The sequence below is a fragment of the Neobacillus novalis NBRC 102450 genome (assembly GCF_001591805.1).
In the GTDB taxonomy this organism is placed as follows: Bacteria; Bacillota; Bacilli; order Bacillales; family Cytobacillaceae; genus Neobacillus; species Neobacillus novalis.
The window spans coordinates 67,006-82,332 of the sequence record NZ_BCVP01000003.1 but is presented as its reverse complement, the minus strand read 5'-3'; the positions used below and the strand labels follow the sequence as shown (position 1 = coordinate 82,332).

The 15,327-nt window shown below is 38.5% G+C and carries 17 protein-coding genes; 12 read left to right on the top strand and 5 right to left on the bottom strand.

What is annotated here, in order from left to right; all coding sequences use genetic code 11:
• Positions 1 to 192 precede the first annotated feature (192 nt).
• Complete coding sequence (locus BANVL01_RS01390) at positions 193 to 990, top strand: inositol monophosphatase family protein (RefSeq protein ID WP_066084939.1); 798 nt, start codon at positions 193 to 195, stop codon at positions 988 to 990.
• 26 nt (positions 991 to 1,016) lie between these two features.
• Here BANVL01_RS01390 and BANVL01_RS01385 read toward each other — a convergent pair whose 3' ends face one another.
• A complete protein-coding gene (locus BANVL01_RS01385) occupies positions 1,017 to 1,202 on the bottom strand; it encodes a YlaF family protein (protein WP_066084940.1) in 186 nt (61 codons plus the stop codon).
• A gap of 146 nt (positions 1,203 to 1,348) precedes the next feature.
• Between BANVL01_RS01385 and typA the strand changes: the two genes are divergently transcribed.
• From typA to BANVL01_RS01370, 3 genes are read left to right on the top strand one after another with little or no spacing between them, the layout of a single operon-like run.
• Positions 1,349 to 3,187 (top strand): translational GTPase TypA, encoded by a 1,839-nt coding sequence (gene typA / locus BANVL01_RS01380; protein WP_066084948.1) that lies wholly within the window; start codon positions 1,349 to 1,351, stop codon positions 3,185 to 3,187.
• Positions 3,188 to 3,210: 23 nt separating this feature from the next.
• The gene (locus BANVL01_RS01375; RefSeq protein ID WP_066084951.1) at positions 3,211 to 3,516 is read left to right on the top strand and encodes a YlaH-like family protein; all 306 of its coding nucleotides are present in this window, start codon (positions 3,211 to 3,213) and stop codon (positions 3,514 to 3,516) included.
• A gap of 14 nt (positions 3,517 to 3,530) precedes the next feature.
• Complete coding sequence (locus BANVL01_RS01370; protein ID WP_066084954.1) at positions 3,531 to 3,824, top strand: hypothetical protein; 294 nt, start codon at positions 3,531 to 3,533, stop codon at positions 3,822 to 3,824.
• Between the two features lie 51 nt (positions 3,825 to 3,875).
• Here BANVL01_RS01370 and BANVL01_RS01365 read toward each other — a convergent pair whose 3' ends face one another.
• Entirely contained in the window at positions 3,876 to 4,076 is a 201-nt protein-coding gene (locus BANVL01_RS01365) for a YlaI family protein (RefSeq protein WP_066084957.1), read from the bottom strand.
• Positions 4,077 to 4,242: 166 nt separating this feature from the next.
• On the opposite strand from BANVL01_RS01365, the gene BANVL01_RS01360 reads away from it, so the two are divergent.
• Complete coding sequence (locus BANVL01_RS01360; RefSeq protein ID WP_066084959.1) at positions 4,243 to 4,698, top strand: pyridoxamine 5'-phosphate oxidase family protein; 456 nt, start codon at positions 4,243 to 4,245, stop codon at positions 4,696 to 4,698.
• 24 nt (positions 4,699 to 4,722) lie between these two features.
• Here BANVL01_RS01360 and BANVL01_RS01355 read toward each other — a convergent pair whose 3' ends face one another.
• Positions 4,723 to 5,313, bottom strand: a complete 591-nt coding sequence (locus tag BANVL01_RS01355; RefSeq protein ID WP_066084964.1) for a YhcN/YlaJ family sporulation lipoprotein — start codon at positions 5,311 to 5,313, stop codon at positions 4,723 to 4,725.
• Positions 5,314 to 5,522: 209 nt separating this feature from the next.
• Between BANVL01_RS01355 and BANVL01_RS01350 the strand changes: the two genes are divergently transcribed.
• Positions 5,523 to 6,851: a PhoH family protein gene (locus BANVL01_RS01350; RefSeq protein ID WP_066084967.1), complete on the top strand. Its 1,329-nt coding sequence runs from the start codon at positions 5,523 to 5,525 to the stop codon at positions 6,849 to 6,851.
• A gap of 29 nt (positions 6,852 to 6,880) precedes the next feature.
• Here the strand turns inward: BANVL01_RS01350 and BANVL01_RS01345 are convergent, their stop codons facing one another.
• Positions 6,881 to 7,378 (bottom strand): molybdopterin-binding protein, encoded by a 498-nt coding sequence (locus BANVL01_RS01345; RefSeq protein WP_066084970.1) that lies wholly within the window; start codon positions 7,376 to 7,378, stop codon positions 6,881 to 6,883.
• A gap of 170 nt (positions 7,379 to 7,548) precedes the next feature.
• On the opposite strand from BANVL01_RS01345, the gene BANVL01_RS01340 reads away from it, so the two are divergent.
• Entirely contained in the window at positions 7,549 to 7,830 is a 282-nt protein-coding gene (locus tag BANVL01_RS01340; RefSeq protein ID WP_066096308.1) for an Fpa/YlaN family protein, read from the top strand.
• 175 nt (positions 7,831 to 8,005) lie between these two features.
• On the top strand, positions 8,006 to 9,214 hold the full coding sequence (locus BANVL01_RS01335; RefSeq protein ID WP_066084974.1) for an FtsW/RodA/SpoVE family cell cycle protein: 1,209 nt from the start codon (positions 8,006 to 8,008) through the stop codon (positions 9,212 to 9,214).
• Positions 9,215 to 9,262: 48 nt separating this feature from the next.
• On the opposite strand, the gene BANVL01_RS01330 is transcribed toward BANVL01_RS01335, so the two are convergent.
• On the bottom strand, positions 9,263 to 10,171 hold the full coding sequence (locus tag BANVL01_RS01330; protein ID WP_066084976.1) for a COX15/CtaA family protein: 909 nt from the start codon (positions 10,169 to 10,171) through the stop codon (positions 9,263 to 9,265).
• A gap of 508 nt (positions 10,172 to 10,679) precedes the next feature.
• Between BANVL01_RS01330 and cyoE the strand changes: the two genes are divergently transcribed.
• The 4 genes from cyoE to BANVL01_RS01310 all read left to right on the top strand — a co-directional run bounded on the left by cyoE (position 10,680) and on the right by BANVL01_RS01310 (position 15,325).
• Positions 10,680 to 11,618, top strand: coding sequence for a heme o synthase (cyoE, locus tag BANVL01_RS01325; protein ID WP_066084979.1), 939 nt, complete (start codon positions 10,680 to 10,682; stop codon positions 11,616 to 11,618).
• A 107-nt stretch (positions 11,619 to 11,725) separates the two neighbouring features.
• Positions 11,726 to 12,796, top strand: coding sequence for a cytochrome c oxidase subunit II (coxB, locus tag BANVL01_RS01320; RefSeq protein ID WP_066084982.1), 1,071 nt, complete (start codon positions 11,726 to 11,728; stop codon positions 12,794 to 12,796).
• 31 nt (positions 12,797 to 12,827) lie between these two features.
• Complete coding sequence (gene ctaD / locus BANVL01_RS01315; protein ID WP_066084986.1) at positions 12,828 to 14,696, top strand: cytochrome c oxidase subunit I; 1,869 nt, start codon at positions 12,828 to 12,830, stop codon at positions 14,694 to 14,696.
• Complete coding sequence (locus tag BANVL01_RS01310; protein WP_066084989.1) at positions 14,696 to 15,325, top strand: cytochrome (ubi)quinol oxidase subunit III; 630 nt, start codon at positions 14,696 to 14,698, stop codon at positions 15,323 to 15,325. The genes ctaD and BANVL01_RS01310 overlap by 1 nt, the downstream gene beginning before the upstream one ends.
• Positions 15,326 to 15,327 lie beyond the last annotated feature (2 nt).

Sequence of the window (15,327 nt, the reverse complement as noted above, 5' to 3'; positions counted from 1 at the left end):
AGGAATAATTCGTAGACTTATCTAAAAACGAACTCCAAAAAAGCGGGGGAGTTCGTTTATTATTGTGTACAAGGCTAAAAGTTGCTGTTTACGGTTCATTTTATTAAGCTATAGGTACATCAAATTATTTGTCATGATTCATACTACATACATTGAAATCAATTTTTTAAATACGTTGGCTGGAGGAGAAAAATGAATTGGGAAGACATTTATGCCCATGCGCAAGAATGGGTAAATGAAGCAGGAAAAAGAATCCGAGCATCCTTTGATCAGACGCTAAATATTCAAACGAAATCAGACCCTAATGATCTTGTAACGAATATTGACAAAGAAATAGAGCAATTTTTTATAAAAAAAATTAGAGGAGTTTATCCAAATCATCAAATAATGGGTGAAGAAGGGTTTGGTGACGAACTAAAGAGCCTTGAGGGAATTGTCTGGCTGATTGATCCAATTGATGGAACAATGAATTTTATTCATCAACAGAGAAACTTTGCGATATCCCTTGCGGTGTATGAAAATGGAATAGGCAAAATCGGACTCATTTATGATGTCGTTCATGATGAATTGTACCATGCAATCCGTGGCAATGGTGCGTATCTTAATCAAAAGGCAATTCCTGTCCTTAAAGACACAAGTGTAAAGGAATCAATCATTGCCCTGAATGCTACATGGGTTATGGAGAATCATCGTATAGATCACAATTTAATGATTCCACTTGTAAAGGACGCTAGGGGCACAAGGTCGTACGGAACGGCAGCACTAGAGCTGGTGTTTGTTGCCACTGGAAGGGTGGACGCTTATCTGTCGATGCGATTATCGCCATGGGATTTTGCGGCAGGGTCTGTCATTATTGAAGAACTAGGTGGAGTGGTAACAAATTTACGGGGAGAAAAGCTGGATTTTCTTTCCCAAGATTCCTTATTTGCCGCAAATCCCGGTTTACATCATTCGATATTGAAGGATTATTTAAAAGAGGGAAAATGGTAAAGAAAAGAAGCCCATTAGGCTTCTTTTTAAATTTCCCCATTCTCGCGCATTCTTCTTTTTGTCTTAAATCCCAATCCCATAACAATGACAACTGCCAGGATGGAGACAATTGCCCCGAAGATGCTCTTTGCACTAATGGCAATGCCTATCCCAATAATACTTGCTGCAGCTAAAATCGCATAAATGAGTAATGGCCATTTCACTTGATTCATTAATAAATCCCCTTAAAGTTTTCTTTTATTTTTATAATACATTAAAATGCTTAGTGGTTTCCACTTTAAGTATGGTATAATATTTTAGTTGTATTTGGGAAACTAAAAATAGCTGTTATTTTTATAAAATAGGTAGGAGTGGAATTTTGAAACTAAGAGAAGATGTACGAAATATAGCGATCATTGCCCACGTAGATCACGGAAAAACAACTTTGGTGGACCAATTGTTAAAACAATCTGGAACATTTCGTTCGAATGAGCACGTGGAAGAACGTGCGATGGACTCAGGTGATATAGAAAGAGAACGCGGAATAACTATCCTTGCGAAGAATACCGCGATTCAATATAAAGATACAAGAATCAACATTTTGGATACACCAGGACACGCAGACTTTGGCGGTGAAGTAGAACGAATCATGAAAATGGTTGATGGTGTTCTGCTTGTAGTCGACGCTTATGAAGGCTGTATGCCGCAAACTCGTTTTGTGCTTAAGAAGGCTTTGGAGCAAAAAATCACACCGATTGTCGTTGTCAATAAAATTGACCGTGATTTTGCCAGACCTGCTGAAGTAGTGGATGAAGTCATTGATTTATTTATTGAACTTGATGCATCAGAAGATCAGCTTGAATTTCCAGTAATCTACGCTTCAGGTATTAACGGTACAGCAAGTACAGATCCTGAAAAGCAAGATGAAAACATGAAATCATTGTATGATGCAATTGTGGAATACATCCCTGCACCTATTGATAATCACGAAGAACCATTGCAATTCCAGGTAGCTCTCCTTGATTATAACGATTATGTGGGCAGAATTGGGATTGGACGTGTTTTCCGCGGAACGATGCATGTAGGTCAACAAGTCGCATTAATGAAATTGGATGGCAGTGTAAAACAATTCCGCGTCACCAAGATCTTTGGTTTCTTTGGTCTAAAACGGCAGGAAGTTCAAGAAGCAAAAGCAGGCGACTTAATTGCTGTTTCCGGTATGGAAGATATCAATGTCGGCGAAACAGTATGCCCAACAGAACATCAAGAAGCATTACCAGTTTTACGAATCGACGAACCAACATTACAAATGACTTTTGTCGTAAACAACAGTCCTTTTGCTGGCAGAGAGGGTAAATATTTAACCTCAAGAAAGATTGAAGAAAGATTGCGTTCCCAATTGCAAACCGATGTAAGCTTACGAGTCGATAACACTGATTCACCGGATGCCTGGATCGTTTCCGGCCGTGGTGAACTTCATTTATCGATTTTGATTGAAAATATGCGCCGTGAAGGCTATGAGCTTCAAGTTTCAAAACCTGAAGTTATTGTTAAAGTAATTGATGGCGTCCGTCACGAACCCGTTGAAAGAGTGCAAATTGATGTTCCAGAAGAACATACAGGTTCTGTAATGGAATCAATTGGCGCACGTAAAGGCGAAATGCTTGATATGATTAATAATGGAACAGGTCAAGTTCGCTTAATCTTTAATGTACCAGCACGCGGCTTAATTGGTTACACAACCGAATTTCTTACGATGACACGCGGTTATGGTATTATTAATCACACCTTTGATACCTATCAGCCAATGCTGCCAGGTCAGGTCGGCGGAAGACACCAAGGTGTACTTGTCTCAATGGAATCAGGAAAAGCCTCCACTTATGGTATAATGCAGGTAGAAGACCGTGGAACGATTTTCGTTGAACCGGGTACGGAAATTTACGAGGGGATGATTGTTGGCGAAAACACTCGTGAAAATGACATCACCGTTAATATTACCAAAATGAAGCAGGCAACGAATGTTCGGTCCGCCAACAAAGACCAAACATCGGTTATTAAAAAGCCGCGCATTATGACATTGGAAGAGTCATTAGAATATTTAAATGATGACGAATATTGTGAGGTTACGCCGGTATCGATTCGTCTACGTAAGAAAATTCTTGATAAAAATGAACGTGAAAAATCAGCTAAAAAGAAAAAATATGCTGAATTGAGTTAAGTACAAAGGAGTGCAAGAAGGATATGGAAGGATTTTCCCCTAGTCTAAGATTTTTCATTGAACTAACAGATGTAAAAACGGCTGTATGGTTACAGTATTTATATATTGTAATCCTATCGGCTATTGTATATAAGTTAGGCTTTGCAAAAAAACTGCCTCTTTTGAAAAATATAGTGATTTATTTCTGCCTCTTAATTGGCTGTTTAGTGATGCTGATTTTTTCTTACGCACTGCCAATTGCAGAAGGTCTAGCGGGTGCTGCGCTGTTATTAATTATTTATAAAATCCGCTTACACCAAACGAAAAAGCAGCAGTCAGAAGCAAAATAACGGGGGATACCTAAATGAAATCCTTACAAGATGCACTTTATAATTGGCTTACGATAAAGGTTGTTTGTGATGCTCGTCCAGAAGATTCGGCAGCAAAAGAAACACTTGAATTCTTTGATGATATGTTAACAAATCAACACCATGTTTCGAATATCGAAACGACTACAGATGAAATGATGTATTATCTTTCATACCAGCAAGGCGAAGAAATAAAAAAAGCACGCTATCCGCGTGAGTTAATTGAAATCATGCTCGACCAAATTAATAATGAGCCTGAAAAGTATGAGAATTATCCAACAGAGGAATAAGAAAAAAACCCGCTTGCAAATCCGTAAAGGTTATTGCAAGCGGGTTTTTCTTTACCAATCATCTTTATCAGTTTTTGCACGATATAACTTGAAATTACCTGTATCGATTCGAGCGTTTGTTTTTTCAGTTATTCTCGAGCTGCATTCATTGCACATATATGTATGGATTGGACGATTCCGCAGGCGCTTGGCTGCTAACGATTCATCTTCTATCGTTTCGATTTTATCGCAGATCACACACTTTACTCTCATTAAGGCACCTCTTTTAATTCTTTCTAAATCAGAATATTTATAGTATAACATGGCAGCACATTGCCAAGTAAATCAATTGCGTTTATATTGATGAAAAAATGGGATAGTAGTAATATGAGAATATCTGTTTTAAACAGAATGAAGCAATAATTAAAGGGGTGTAAAGATGGCAAATCAAGTAGAGCCAAAGCTCATTAGTCCATTATATGAAGGGCTGCAAAAAGAACGGTTCGTAACCTTAGCAACAATTGACCATGAAACAGGAGGACCAAACGTTAGCGCTATTTCCTGGGTTTTAGCAAAAGATGACGGTACAATCTATTTTGCTGTCGATAATCGTTCCAGAATACTGGAAAATATTAATAAAAATGATAAAGTGGTTATCAATTTAATCGCTAACGAATCTACATATTCAATTCAAGGGGATGCCCTTGTTAAAGAAGAAAGACTGCAAGATGTACCACTAAAGCTTGCCTTGGTTGAAGTTACAATTAGAGAAGTACGGGACGTTATGTTTTACGGTTCGAAAATTATCACAGAAGTTCAGTATGATAAAACATATGATAAAAATGCGGCTGAAAAGTTAGATAGACAAGTTATGGATGCAATGAAAAAAGCTTAGGATTCCTAAGCTTTTTCCATGCCCTTATTTATGATTATTTGATTGGTCTTTTTGTTCCTTTTTTAGTTTATCTTCTTCATTTGCTGGGAGATTTTTGTCTGGTTTTTCAGTTGCATTTTTCGGGCTTGGGGTAATTAAATCCCCTGGTATTTCCGGCATTAATCGACCGGCCACATCTGCAAGCTCCTCCATGATGCCTCTTATTGGTTTTCCTTTTTTAATATCTGCTTGGATTTCCTTTAACCGCTCTGTTGTGTCAGCATCGGCTACAACAACAGCGTTGGCGCCATAAGGGTCTTTTTTCAAGCTTTCTGCAACAGAATACTTGATTGTCCCGACCTGGGAACGGTCAAGTTTAGCATTTACGTCGATACCGACAATCGCATATCTTCCTAATACCACTGCAGTTGCATCATTCACATCAGGAATACTTGTTGCAAGATGAACCAGGCGCTTGGATATTTGTTGACCCGACTTTCTGTCAGCACTTTCAATATAACTGTTTTTTACATTCACTAACGAATGGTTTTCACTTTTGGCATTTTCCTTATGTCTATCGGTATTACATCCGCCTAAAAGCAAACATAGTGCAGCCATCGTAAAGATTTTCTTCATTTAAAACCCTCCAAGATGCATGATTAAAAGGTTAAATAATTACTAACGCTAGAATTTAACCATCCTTGAGTGCTTACTTACATTTATTGTGCGGAAATCCTTCTATCTTTATTCTGATTCACATATATTTTACCAAAGTCCTATAAGCGCAAATAGGTTGTTGAAACATTTTTACGATCTAGACAACAAGTGAAGCGGGAGGCGTCTCTTTGAGTAAAATATACGTGTTAGATACAAATGTCTTACTGCAGGACCCGTATTCCCTTTTTTCCTTTGAAGATAATGAAGTGGTTATTCCAGCAGTAGTTCTCGAAGAAGTGGACTCAAAGAAAAGATACATGGATGAAATCGGGAGAAATGCACGGCACGTATCGAGGTTAATTGATGGTCTTAGAGCTTCAGGAAAGCTTCATGAAAAAATCCCTCTTGAGAACGGGGGAACGATTAGAATTGAATTAAACCATCGGGCCTTTCACGAGCTACAGGATATCTTTGTTGAGAAAACAAACGATAATCGCATCCTTGCGGTGGCTAAAAATTTATACTTAGAAGAACAAGCGAAAGAAAATGGCAAACCAGTAATTATCGTAAGTAAGGATGCCCTGGTTAGAGTAAAAGCAGATGCCATTGGATTAGCGGCCGAAGATTTTTTAAATGACCGAGTGGTTGAAATAGATCATATATATACAGGTTTTTTCGAGGTTCTCTTGCCAATTGAATTATTAGGCCGTTTCTATGAAAAGGGGGAATTATTCCTTTCTGAGTTTGCCAACCATCCGTTTTATCCCAATCAATTTCTTCTGATGAAGGATGCCCTTGGCAGTTCTACATCAGCAATTGGGATGGTGGATAAAACAAGTAAGAAGGTAAAAAAATTAGCCTTAAATCAAGAGCATGTTTGGGGAATCCACTCCAGGAATGTGCAGCAGACGATGGCGATTGAATTATTGCTGCGTAAGGATATCCCGCTCGTTACCTTAACAGGAAAAGCTGGGACTGGGAAAACACTACTTGCGCTTGCTTCTGGATTAATGCAAACAGAGGATTTCAGAGAATATAAAAAGCTATTAGTGGCAAGGCCGATTGTACCCGTCGGAAAAGACTTAGGGTTCTTGCCAGGTGAAAAACAAGAAAAGCTTAGACCGTGGATGCAGCCAATTTTTGATAACCTAGAATATCTCTTTAATACAAAAAAGCCAGGCGAGCTGGATGCTATTTTAGCCGGAATGGGTTCGATTGAGGTGGAGGCATTAACGTATATTCGCGGCAGAAGCTTACCTAAACAATTTATCATCATTGATGAAGCGCAAAACTTAACGAAGCATGAAGTAAAAACAATCTTAACCCGGGTGGGAGAGGGCAGTAAGATTGTGTTGATGGGAGACCCAGAACAGATTGATCATCCATATCTCGATGCCTATAATAACGGTCTTACCTTTGTTGTTGAAAGGTTTAAGGACCAAGATATTTCAGGACATGTTAAACTATTAAAAGGAGAACGGTCAGGCTTAGCAAGGCTGGCGGCGGATTTACTATAAGAAAGACGGGCGCCGTAATGGCACCCGTCTTATTTTACTGTAAAACCACTTACATTTTTAATTGGATCCTGCTGATTAGAGCCATCACCGAAGTAGACATGAACCGGTCCATCGGCAATTAACGGTTTGCCAGTATCCGAAAACGCCAATATTAAATCAAATGCACTTTCAAAAGGTACTTCGTATTCACCATCTGTACTATGAATGACCAATGTATGTGCATCATCAGCCGGCTCGGAATTTGCCAAAAAAGGCTTGAAAGGAATTCCGAAAGTCCCTGTTAATACTTTTTCTTTTTCAAATTTCTTTTCAGTTTTTAACGTCGGAGGATAAATGGCTCCCTCCATAATTTCGCGATCCCAATGTTTTGAAACAGACTTCGTATAATCTTCCAATGAATCATAGTTTCCTTTTTTGGTTAAAAAATAAGTAGTCAAATCAATGCGCCTGTCATCAAAAATCCAGACACTTGGTTCAAGCGTAATCGTATACTTTACTTTCCCTGATATGGTCATGATAGTTTCCATCTTTCCTACCTCCTAAAGGCTAACATGAATAAGTATAACTTTTTTTAGAGTGAATGTCATAAAAGTAACTCCTGTTAGGCAATATCCTTCATTGTTCTTGCAATTTTCACTTGTAAACGGTAAAATTTATAGATAAGTTGAATTATCGCTCTGAATTGGGGGGATTAATGTTGGCGTCTGAAATGATCGTGAATCACCAGGAAAAAGCCTATGCCTTATTGCAGGCTGACGCTGAAAAGATATTAAAGCTTATCAAAGTGCAAATGGACAATCTCACGATGCCTCAATGCCCTCTTTATGAAGAGGTATTGGATACACAAATGTTTGGCCTGTCGAGAGAAATAGACTTTGCTGTCCGATTAGGCTTAATAGATGGTAGGGATGGAAAAGCGATTTTAGATCAATTAGAGAGTGAATTATCTGCGCTTCATGATGCATCCTTAAGAAAATAGGAGAAATGAACTCAAACAATAACGATGAATTGTTTGAGTTTTTTATTTGCTAACGTATATGTCAGAATATTCTTTATTAAATTTTTATAACAAATAAGCTTTCCTTAAGTCATATCATTCGTTTTCTATTATAATAGAGTAGAGTTTATCAATTTTGAAAATGAGGACAACCTAAATGATTAAAAAAATAGTGAAGTCATATGATTATACCTTAATTATAGCTATTATCCTTTTGTGTGCTTTTGGTTTAGTTATGATTTACAGTGCCAGCATGGCCTGGACTGTTCAATATTATAAAAAGCCAAGTGATTTCTATTATCAAAGGCAAAAATTGTTTTTATTAGCTTCTTCTTTTGTCTTTATTTTTTGTGCAATTGTTCCATATAAATTGATGCAATATACAAAATGGTTTCTCGCACCAATGGTTTGTTTATCGATTTTTGGTCTTTTAGGCTTGGATGTTTTTGGACATGTTGCCGGCGGTGCACAAAGCTGGTATCAAATTGGTCCGTTTAAAATCCAGCCATCTGAGTTTGTAAAGCTTATTGTCATCATCTATTTGGCCGCTGTTTACGCAAAAAAGCAGGCCTATATTAATCAATTTAATAAAGGAGTCCTGCCGCCATTAGTATTTCTGTTTATCGTTTGCGGTTTAATTATATTACAGCCTGATTACGGTACCGCCTTTATTATCGCCGTAATTGCGGTTACCATTATTTTTGCATCCGGAATGAATTTTAAAAGTATTTCGAAACTAATCATCATGGCTCTTATTGTCCTCCTGCCGATTGTTTTTGTTGCTAAAGATAAAATACTTTCTGAGAAGCGTGCAAACCGATTTGCTGTCTTAGATAATCCTTTTGCTCCGGAACTCGTAAATGATGCAGGCTTTCACTTAGCCAACTCCTACATCGCTATTGGTTCAGGTGGTGTCAATGGTCTTGGTTTAGGAAAAAGCATCCAAAAGCTCGGTTATTTGCCTGAAGCACATACAGATTTCATTATGGCAATCATTGCCGAAGAATTAGGTATTTGGGGAGTAAGCTTCGTTATTATTCTTTTGGCTTATATCGTCTTAAGAGGAATTTATATTGGTTTACAATGTAAGGATCCTTTTGGGAGTCTGCTTGCGATAGGGATTTCTAGTATGCTTGGTATTCAATCCTTTATCAATTTGGGGGGGATATCAGGAGTTATTCCGCTTACAGGTGTACCGCTGCCATTTATCAGCTATGGTGGTTCCTCGGTGTTAATGCTTGCTGCAGCGGCTGGAATTCTCGTAAATGTGTCGATGTTTACGAAATATGAAAAAACATATAAAACTAAACAGGTACAAGTGGACAAAAAGAAACAACAGCGAGACGGAAAGGTTTTCTATATTTAATGTTAAATGAAAAAAATTAGCTGCCGGGTGTAACCCGGCAGCTAATTTTTAGTGATGATTTCTTTTTGACCTTGAGTATAACAAGAGAAAATAACTTAATACCCCAAACAAGCAAGTAATAAAGAAGGCATGCATTAGTGCGATGTACAGATTTAAACTGCTGAAAATAATGAAAGCACCTGCAATAACCTGTAATGAAACGAGAATGAAAGAAATGATCCATCCCCAATATAAAACCTTTTGTTCTTTGTAACGGCGAATGGTCAAAATAAAAATGTAAGTTATCCAGATAAAGATTAAACCCGCAGCGGCCCGATGTCCCATTTGCACCCATTCATACATGTTAGCAGGTAATGAGGGGGCGTCATTTAAGCATAAAGGCCAATCAGGGCAAACGAGGCTTGCCTTTGTGTGCCGGACCAATGCCCCCGTGTAAATGACCAGATAACTATAGATGGAAACACCGATAATATGAAAGCCCATTCTCTTATCAATATAAAGTTTTTCTGCATCAAACTTTTTATCGATTTCAAAAATAAGCAATGTCAACAAAAATACAGCTGCAAATGAAATCAGCGAAATGCCAAAATGCAGGGCAAGGACAAACCCTGATTGTCCCCATTTTACTGCTGCAGCCCCAATTAAACCTTGTAAAAGTAAAAAGAAAAAGGAGAGAAAGGAAAGAAATTTTGTTTCTCTAATATGTCCAATCGCCTTCCAGGACCAAATCGAAAGGATGAGAACCAAGACTCCTACTACCCCTGAAACTAGTCTGTGCGCAAGCTCAATGACTAACTCCGGGGTTATTTCTAATGGAAGAAATTTACCATTGCATAAAGGCCATGATCTCCCACAGCCCATCCCTGATCCAGTTTTTGTAACTAATGCCCCGCCAAGTAAAACTATTATCATTCCGATGGTGGTCGCAACCGCCAGCCACTTCAAAGAACGTCGCAAAAAATTCACCTCTTATAAAAGTTCGATAATTTGTCAAAAAAAAATCTTGACAGTATAATGGAGTAAAAAAGTAGAAAGATAAAAAGTACCTATTCATCATAACGAATTCCCTAGGAAAAGAACAGAAATTCAGCTTATTTTTTAAAAGGGAAATTTGAACGGTGATAGACTACTCGATAATTTTTATTTTCCACTATTATTATAGTGGAAAATGTTGAAACTTCCATCATAGTCTGTTAGAAATATTAATAGAAGGAATATTATTTGTAAGATTGCTTATATTTTTCCAAATAAGCCGGTCTAAAATCCGATTATGAAAGATAAGATTTCTTCAGACATAATTTAGTCAAAAATTATTCAAAAAAAGTTCACAAAAATATCGGAAAGTGTGATTTAATATACAGAGAAAGTGTTTTATGAATCAATACATATTTAAAAAACGGACAATTAAGAATCGATAACCCTCAAATGGTGAATATTTGTTAATAAGGATTAGGAGGAGAAATAAATGTCCAACTCTAAGGCTTATGGAGAAGCAGCCATAGAAAATGGTGCTGGAAGCCTGAATACTACAATAGAAAAAACCTCTTTATTGAAAGACTTTACGGCCTTAATCAAAATTGGGATTGTTAATTCAAATCTAATTACCACTTTTACTGGATTATGGCTTGCACTTCATTTTACTGGTCAAAGCTTCCTTAATAATTTAGATATCGTGTTTTTTACGGTTGCAGGTTCTTCCCTGATCATAGCAGGGTCATGTGCCATTAATAATTATGTTGATCGTGATATTGATCATTTAATGGAAAGAACGAAATCAAGACCAACAGTTACTGGAAAGGTGCTTCCTGTGAAAGTTCTCCTCTTGGGTATTATCTTGATTGGACTGGGAACACTGTTTTTATTCTTTACAACGATGACTGCAACAGTAATTGGACTGCTTGGAGTTTTTAGTTATGTTTTCTTGTACACGTTATGGTCTAAACGGCAGTTGGTTTCTAACACGATTATTGGAAGCATCTCAGGCGCCGTGCCGCCGCTAATCGGCTGGGCTGCTGTAGATGCAAACCTTGATATAATGGCATGGGCGTTGTTTGTCCTCATGTTTGTTTGGCAGCCTCCGCATTTTTACGCTCTCGCCATGAGGAGAGTAAAAGAATACAGAGCAGCTGGAGTTCCAATGCTGCCTGTAGTGAAGGGGTTTAAAACAACCAAAATTCACATTGTAGTCTGGGTTGCGGCACTACTGCCAATCCCATTTTTTCTAACCAAATTAGGAATCCCATTTCTAATTCTCGCAACCGTATTAAATATCGGCTGGCTTGCATTAGGGATTTATGGATATAAGATCAAAGATGACATTAAGTGGGCAAAACTAATGTTTGTTTACTCATTGCAATATTTAACTATTATTTTTGTGGCGATGGTCATTGTTACATTAATTTAGTTTTGTTTCACGATTCTTTTCTGAACCAGGAAAGAATGTTCTACATACTTCTTTGATCAACCAAAAAAATTAACAATTTTAAAATGAAAGAGGGGTTTGATTTAGCTATGAAAAGGCTTGCAAATTGGCGCCTATTATCGTTATTCGCGGTTTTAGCGCTTGTGCTTTCCGGATGCCGCGGTGAAAATTTTGTTTCGGCGTTAAGGCCTGCCGGTGAAGTTGCAGATATGCAATTTGATTTAATGAAGCTAAGTACGTATGTTATGGTCGGGGTTATCCTTGTCGTAATGATTATTTTTGTGATCATCTTTTTCCGCTTTAGACGAAAAGATGATAAAGATGAAACAATTCCTAAACAGGTGGAAGGAAGTCATAAACTAGAAATTCTATGGACCTCTATTCCGATTCTTTTACTCTTAATCCTGGCTGTTCCAACTGTTTCTGCTACATTTAATCTTGCAGATGTTTCACCAATGGATAAGAAAAATTCAAAAGCTCTTGTTATTAATGTTCGTTCCCATTTATATTGGTGGGATTTTGAATATCCAGGTCAGAAGCTGGTAACAAGCCAGGAACTGGTTGTTCCAACGAATGAAAGAGTTTATTTTAACCTTAAATCATTAGATGTAAAACATTCATTCTGGATTCCAGCCGCTGGTGGTAAATTAGATACCAATACGGATAATATCAATAAATTTTGGTTAGAGTTTGATGACAAGCGGTCAAATGAAGCTGGAAACCTTTTCTATGGGAAATGTGCTGAGCTTTGCGGTCCGTCCCATGCATTAATGGACTTTAAAGTAAAAGCAATCAGCCGTGATAAGTTCGATGCGTGGGTTACGGCGATGCAGGATATAAAAGAACCGCAAAAAGCACAAAGTGATTTGGCTGTTCAAGGTCAAGATATTTTTAATAAAAGCTGTATCGGCTGTCATGCTGTGACACCAGAAAACAAATTGCCAGATACTGCGCGACAAGCGCCAAACTTAACCAACTTTGGTGACCGCTCTCGGATTGCCGGTATTTTAAAACACGATAAAGAAAAATTAAAACAGTGGATCAGTAATCCTGAACCCTATAAACCAGGCAACTTGATGACTGGAAAATATGATGAGATGTCTCCTCAAGAGCTCGACGCATTAGCAGAGTATTTAATGGGCTTGAAGGTTCAGGAATAATAGGGGAATTGGTTGAAAGGGAGGTAAAATTGTGAGTACCATTGCTCAAAAAAAGGGATTTGGCGGAACTTTATGGGACTTTTTAACAACAGTTGACCATAAAAAAATTGCCATCCTATATCTTATTGCAGGTGGATTTTTCTTCGTTGTCGGCGGACTTGAGGCTGTATTCATCCGTATTCAACTTGCAGTGCCAAACAATGATTTTGTAAGTGCCGGAGCATTTAATCAAATTATTACGATGCACGGAACAACGATGATTTTCTTAGCAGCCATGCCGCTTTTATTTGCCTTTATGAATGCGGTCATGCCGCTTCAGATTGGTGCTCGTGACGTAGCATTTCCGTTTGTAAATGCACTTGGATTTTGGTTATTCTTTTTCGGTGGAATATTCCTTAACCTTTCATGGTTTCTAGGCGGAGCCCCAGATGCAGGCTGGACATCATATGCTTCCCTTGCGATTCATTCCAAAGGTCATGGCGTTGACTTCTATGTCCTCGGGTTGCAGATAGCCGGTCTTGGAACGCTGATAGGTGGAATAAACTTCCTAGTAACGATTATTAATATGCGTGCACCTGGTATGACGTATATGAGGATGCCGTTATTTACCTGGTCTACCTTTGTTGCTTCGGCGATGATTTTATTTGCTTTCCCGCCATTAACTGTCGGCTTGACATTAATGATGTTTGATCGTTTATTCGGCGCTAATTTCTTCGAAGTGGCAATGGGTGGTAATACTGTAATTTGGGAACATCTTTTCTGGATCTTCGGTCACCCTGAAGTTTACATTTTGATACTGCCGGCTTTCGGTATTTTCTCGGAAATTTTCGCTATCTTCTCCAGAAAACGTCTATTTGGTTATTCATCCATGGTCTTTGCAACCGTGTTAATTGGTTTCTTAGGGTTCATGGTATGGGCTCACCATATGTTCACAACTGGTTTAGGGCCGGTTGCAAATGCTATATTCGCAGTTGCTACAATGGCGATTGGTGTACCAACTGGTATTAAAATATTTAACTGGCTATTTACGATGTGGGGCGGCAGTGTTAAGTTTACGACGCCAATGTATTATGCCTTCGGCTTTATCCCATCCTTTGTCTGCGGCGGGGTAACAGGGATTATGGTTGCGACGGCAGCTGCCGACTACCAGTATCATGATACGTATTTTGTCGTTGCTCACTTCCATTATGTTATTGTTGGTGGTGTTGTGCTCGCGATTCTTGCAGCTACCCATCTTTGGTGGCCGAAAATGTTTGGTACGATGTTGAATGAGACATTAGGAAAGATTACCTTCTGGTTCTTCTTTATTGGTTTCCATTTAACATTCTTTATCCAGCATTTCTTAGGTCTTTGGGGAATGCCGCGTCGTGTATTTACTTACCTTCCAGGGCAAGGGTTCGATGCCTCCAACATGGTAAGTTCAATTGGTGCTGCGTTTATGTCAATCGGTGTTCTTGTACTGCTCTATAACATCATAATGACACAAGTGAAAAATGTTAAAGTCGGCAACGATCCATGGGGCGATGGAAGAACACTTGAATGGGCCATTCCATCACCACCCCCATTTTACAACTTCAAGCAGCTGCCGCTTGTTCGTGGGTTAGATGCTTTATGGTTAGAGAAAATGGCTGGTAAAAAAGGCATGACACCGGCTGAACCGCTAGGCGATATTCATATGCCGAATGCGTCATTCATTCCATTTATGATTTCGTTTGGATTATTTATTGCCGCTTTCGGTGCGATGTATCATAAAGATTATTCATGGGGACTCCCAGTCATCATTTTGGGCTTACTCGTGACCTTTGGATCAATGTTCTTACGTTCTATTAAAGATGATCATGGCTTCCATATCCACAAGGAAGACTTAGTTGATGATACTGAGAAGGGGGCTAAGGCATAATGCACGCTGAAGAAAAAATGACGTATGAAAAATGGCCTGCTGCGCCGGAGAAAACAACCCTTGAGGCAAAAAATAAATTCATAGGATTTTGGTTATTCTTAGGGGGAGAGACAACCCTGTTTGCCTCTCTCTTCGCTACCTACCTTGCATTAAAGGATAAGGTTCCAAGCACCGAAGCGGCTTTAGCAAAGGATTTATTTGATTTACCATTAACATTTGTCGCGACAATGCTTCTTTTAACGAGTTCGTTAACAAGTGTTTATGCAATGTATCATATGAAAAACTTTGCGTTTAAAAAGATGATGGTTTGGCTCGGGCTAACGGTATTATTAGGTTTCGGTTTCCTTGGGACTGAGGTTTATGAGTTTAGCCATTATGTGCACACATATAAACATACCTTTACAAGCAGCGCATTCGGGTCTGCCTTCTATACATTAGTTGGTTTTCACGGTGCACACGTAGCCTTTGGTTTATGCTGGATTTTATCGTTAATGATCCGCAACTCTAAACGCGGCTTAAGTCTTTACAATGCACCAAAGTTTTATGTGGCTAGTCTTTACTGGCACTTTATCGACGTAGTCTGGGTGTTTATCTTTACAGTAGTTTATTTAATGGGAATGGTGGGATGAAC

What these genes read in the sequence shown, in the direction of transcription:
- BANVL01_RS01345 (WP_066084970.1), bottom strand. Translation starts at nt 7,378, where the DNA reads ATGGAAACTATCATGACCATATCAGGGAAAGTAAAGTATACGATTACG.
- BANVL01_RS01375 (WP_066084951.1), top strand. Translation starts at nt 3,211, where the DNA reads ATGGAAGGATTTTCCCCTAGTCTAAGATTTTTCATTGAACTAACAGAT.
- BANVL01_RS01335 (WP_066084974.1), top strand. Translation starts at nt 8,006, where the DNA reads ATGATTAAAAAAATAGTGAAGTCATATGATTATACCTTAATTATAGCT.
- BANVL01_RS01365 (WP_066084957.1), bottom strand. Translation starts at nt 4,076, where the DNA reads ATGAGAGTAAAGTGTGTGATCTGCGATAAAATCGAAACGATAGAAGAT.
- BANVL01_RS01385 (WP_066084940.1), bottom strand. Translation starts at nt 1,202, where the DNA reads ATGAATCAAGTGAAATGGCCATTACTCATTTATGCGATTTTAGCTGCA.
- BANVL01_RS01370 (WP_066084954.1), top strand. Translation starts at nt 3,531, where the DNA reads ATGAAATCCTTACAAGATGCACTTTATAATTGGCTTACGATAAAGGTT.
- cyoE (WP_066084979.1), top strand. Translation starts at nt 10,680, where the DNA reads ATGTCCAACTCTAAGGCTTATGGAGAAGCAGCCATAGAAAATGGTGCT.
- BANVL01_RS01310 (WP_066084989.1), top strand. Translation starts at nt 14,696, where the DNA reads ATGCACGCTGAAGAAAAAATGACGTATGAAAAATGGCCTGCTGCGCCG.
- BANVL01_RS01390 (WP_066084939.1), top strand. Translation starts at nt 193, where the DNA reads ATGAATTGGGAAGACATTTATGCCCATGCGCAAGAATGGGTAAATGAA.
- coxB (WP_066084982.1), top strand. Translation starts at nt 11,726, where the DNA reads ATGAAAAGGCTTGCAAATTGGCGCCTATTATCGTTATTCGCGGTTTTA.
- BANVL01_RS01355 (WP_066084964.1), bottom strand. Translation starts at nt 5,313, where the DNA reads ATGAAGAAAATCTTTACGATGGCTGCACTATGTTTGCTTTTAGGCGGA.
- BANVL01_RS01360 (WP_066084959.1), top strand. Translation starts at nt 4,243, where the DNA reads ATGGCAAATCAAGTAGAGCCAAAGCTCATTAGTCCATTATATGAAGGG.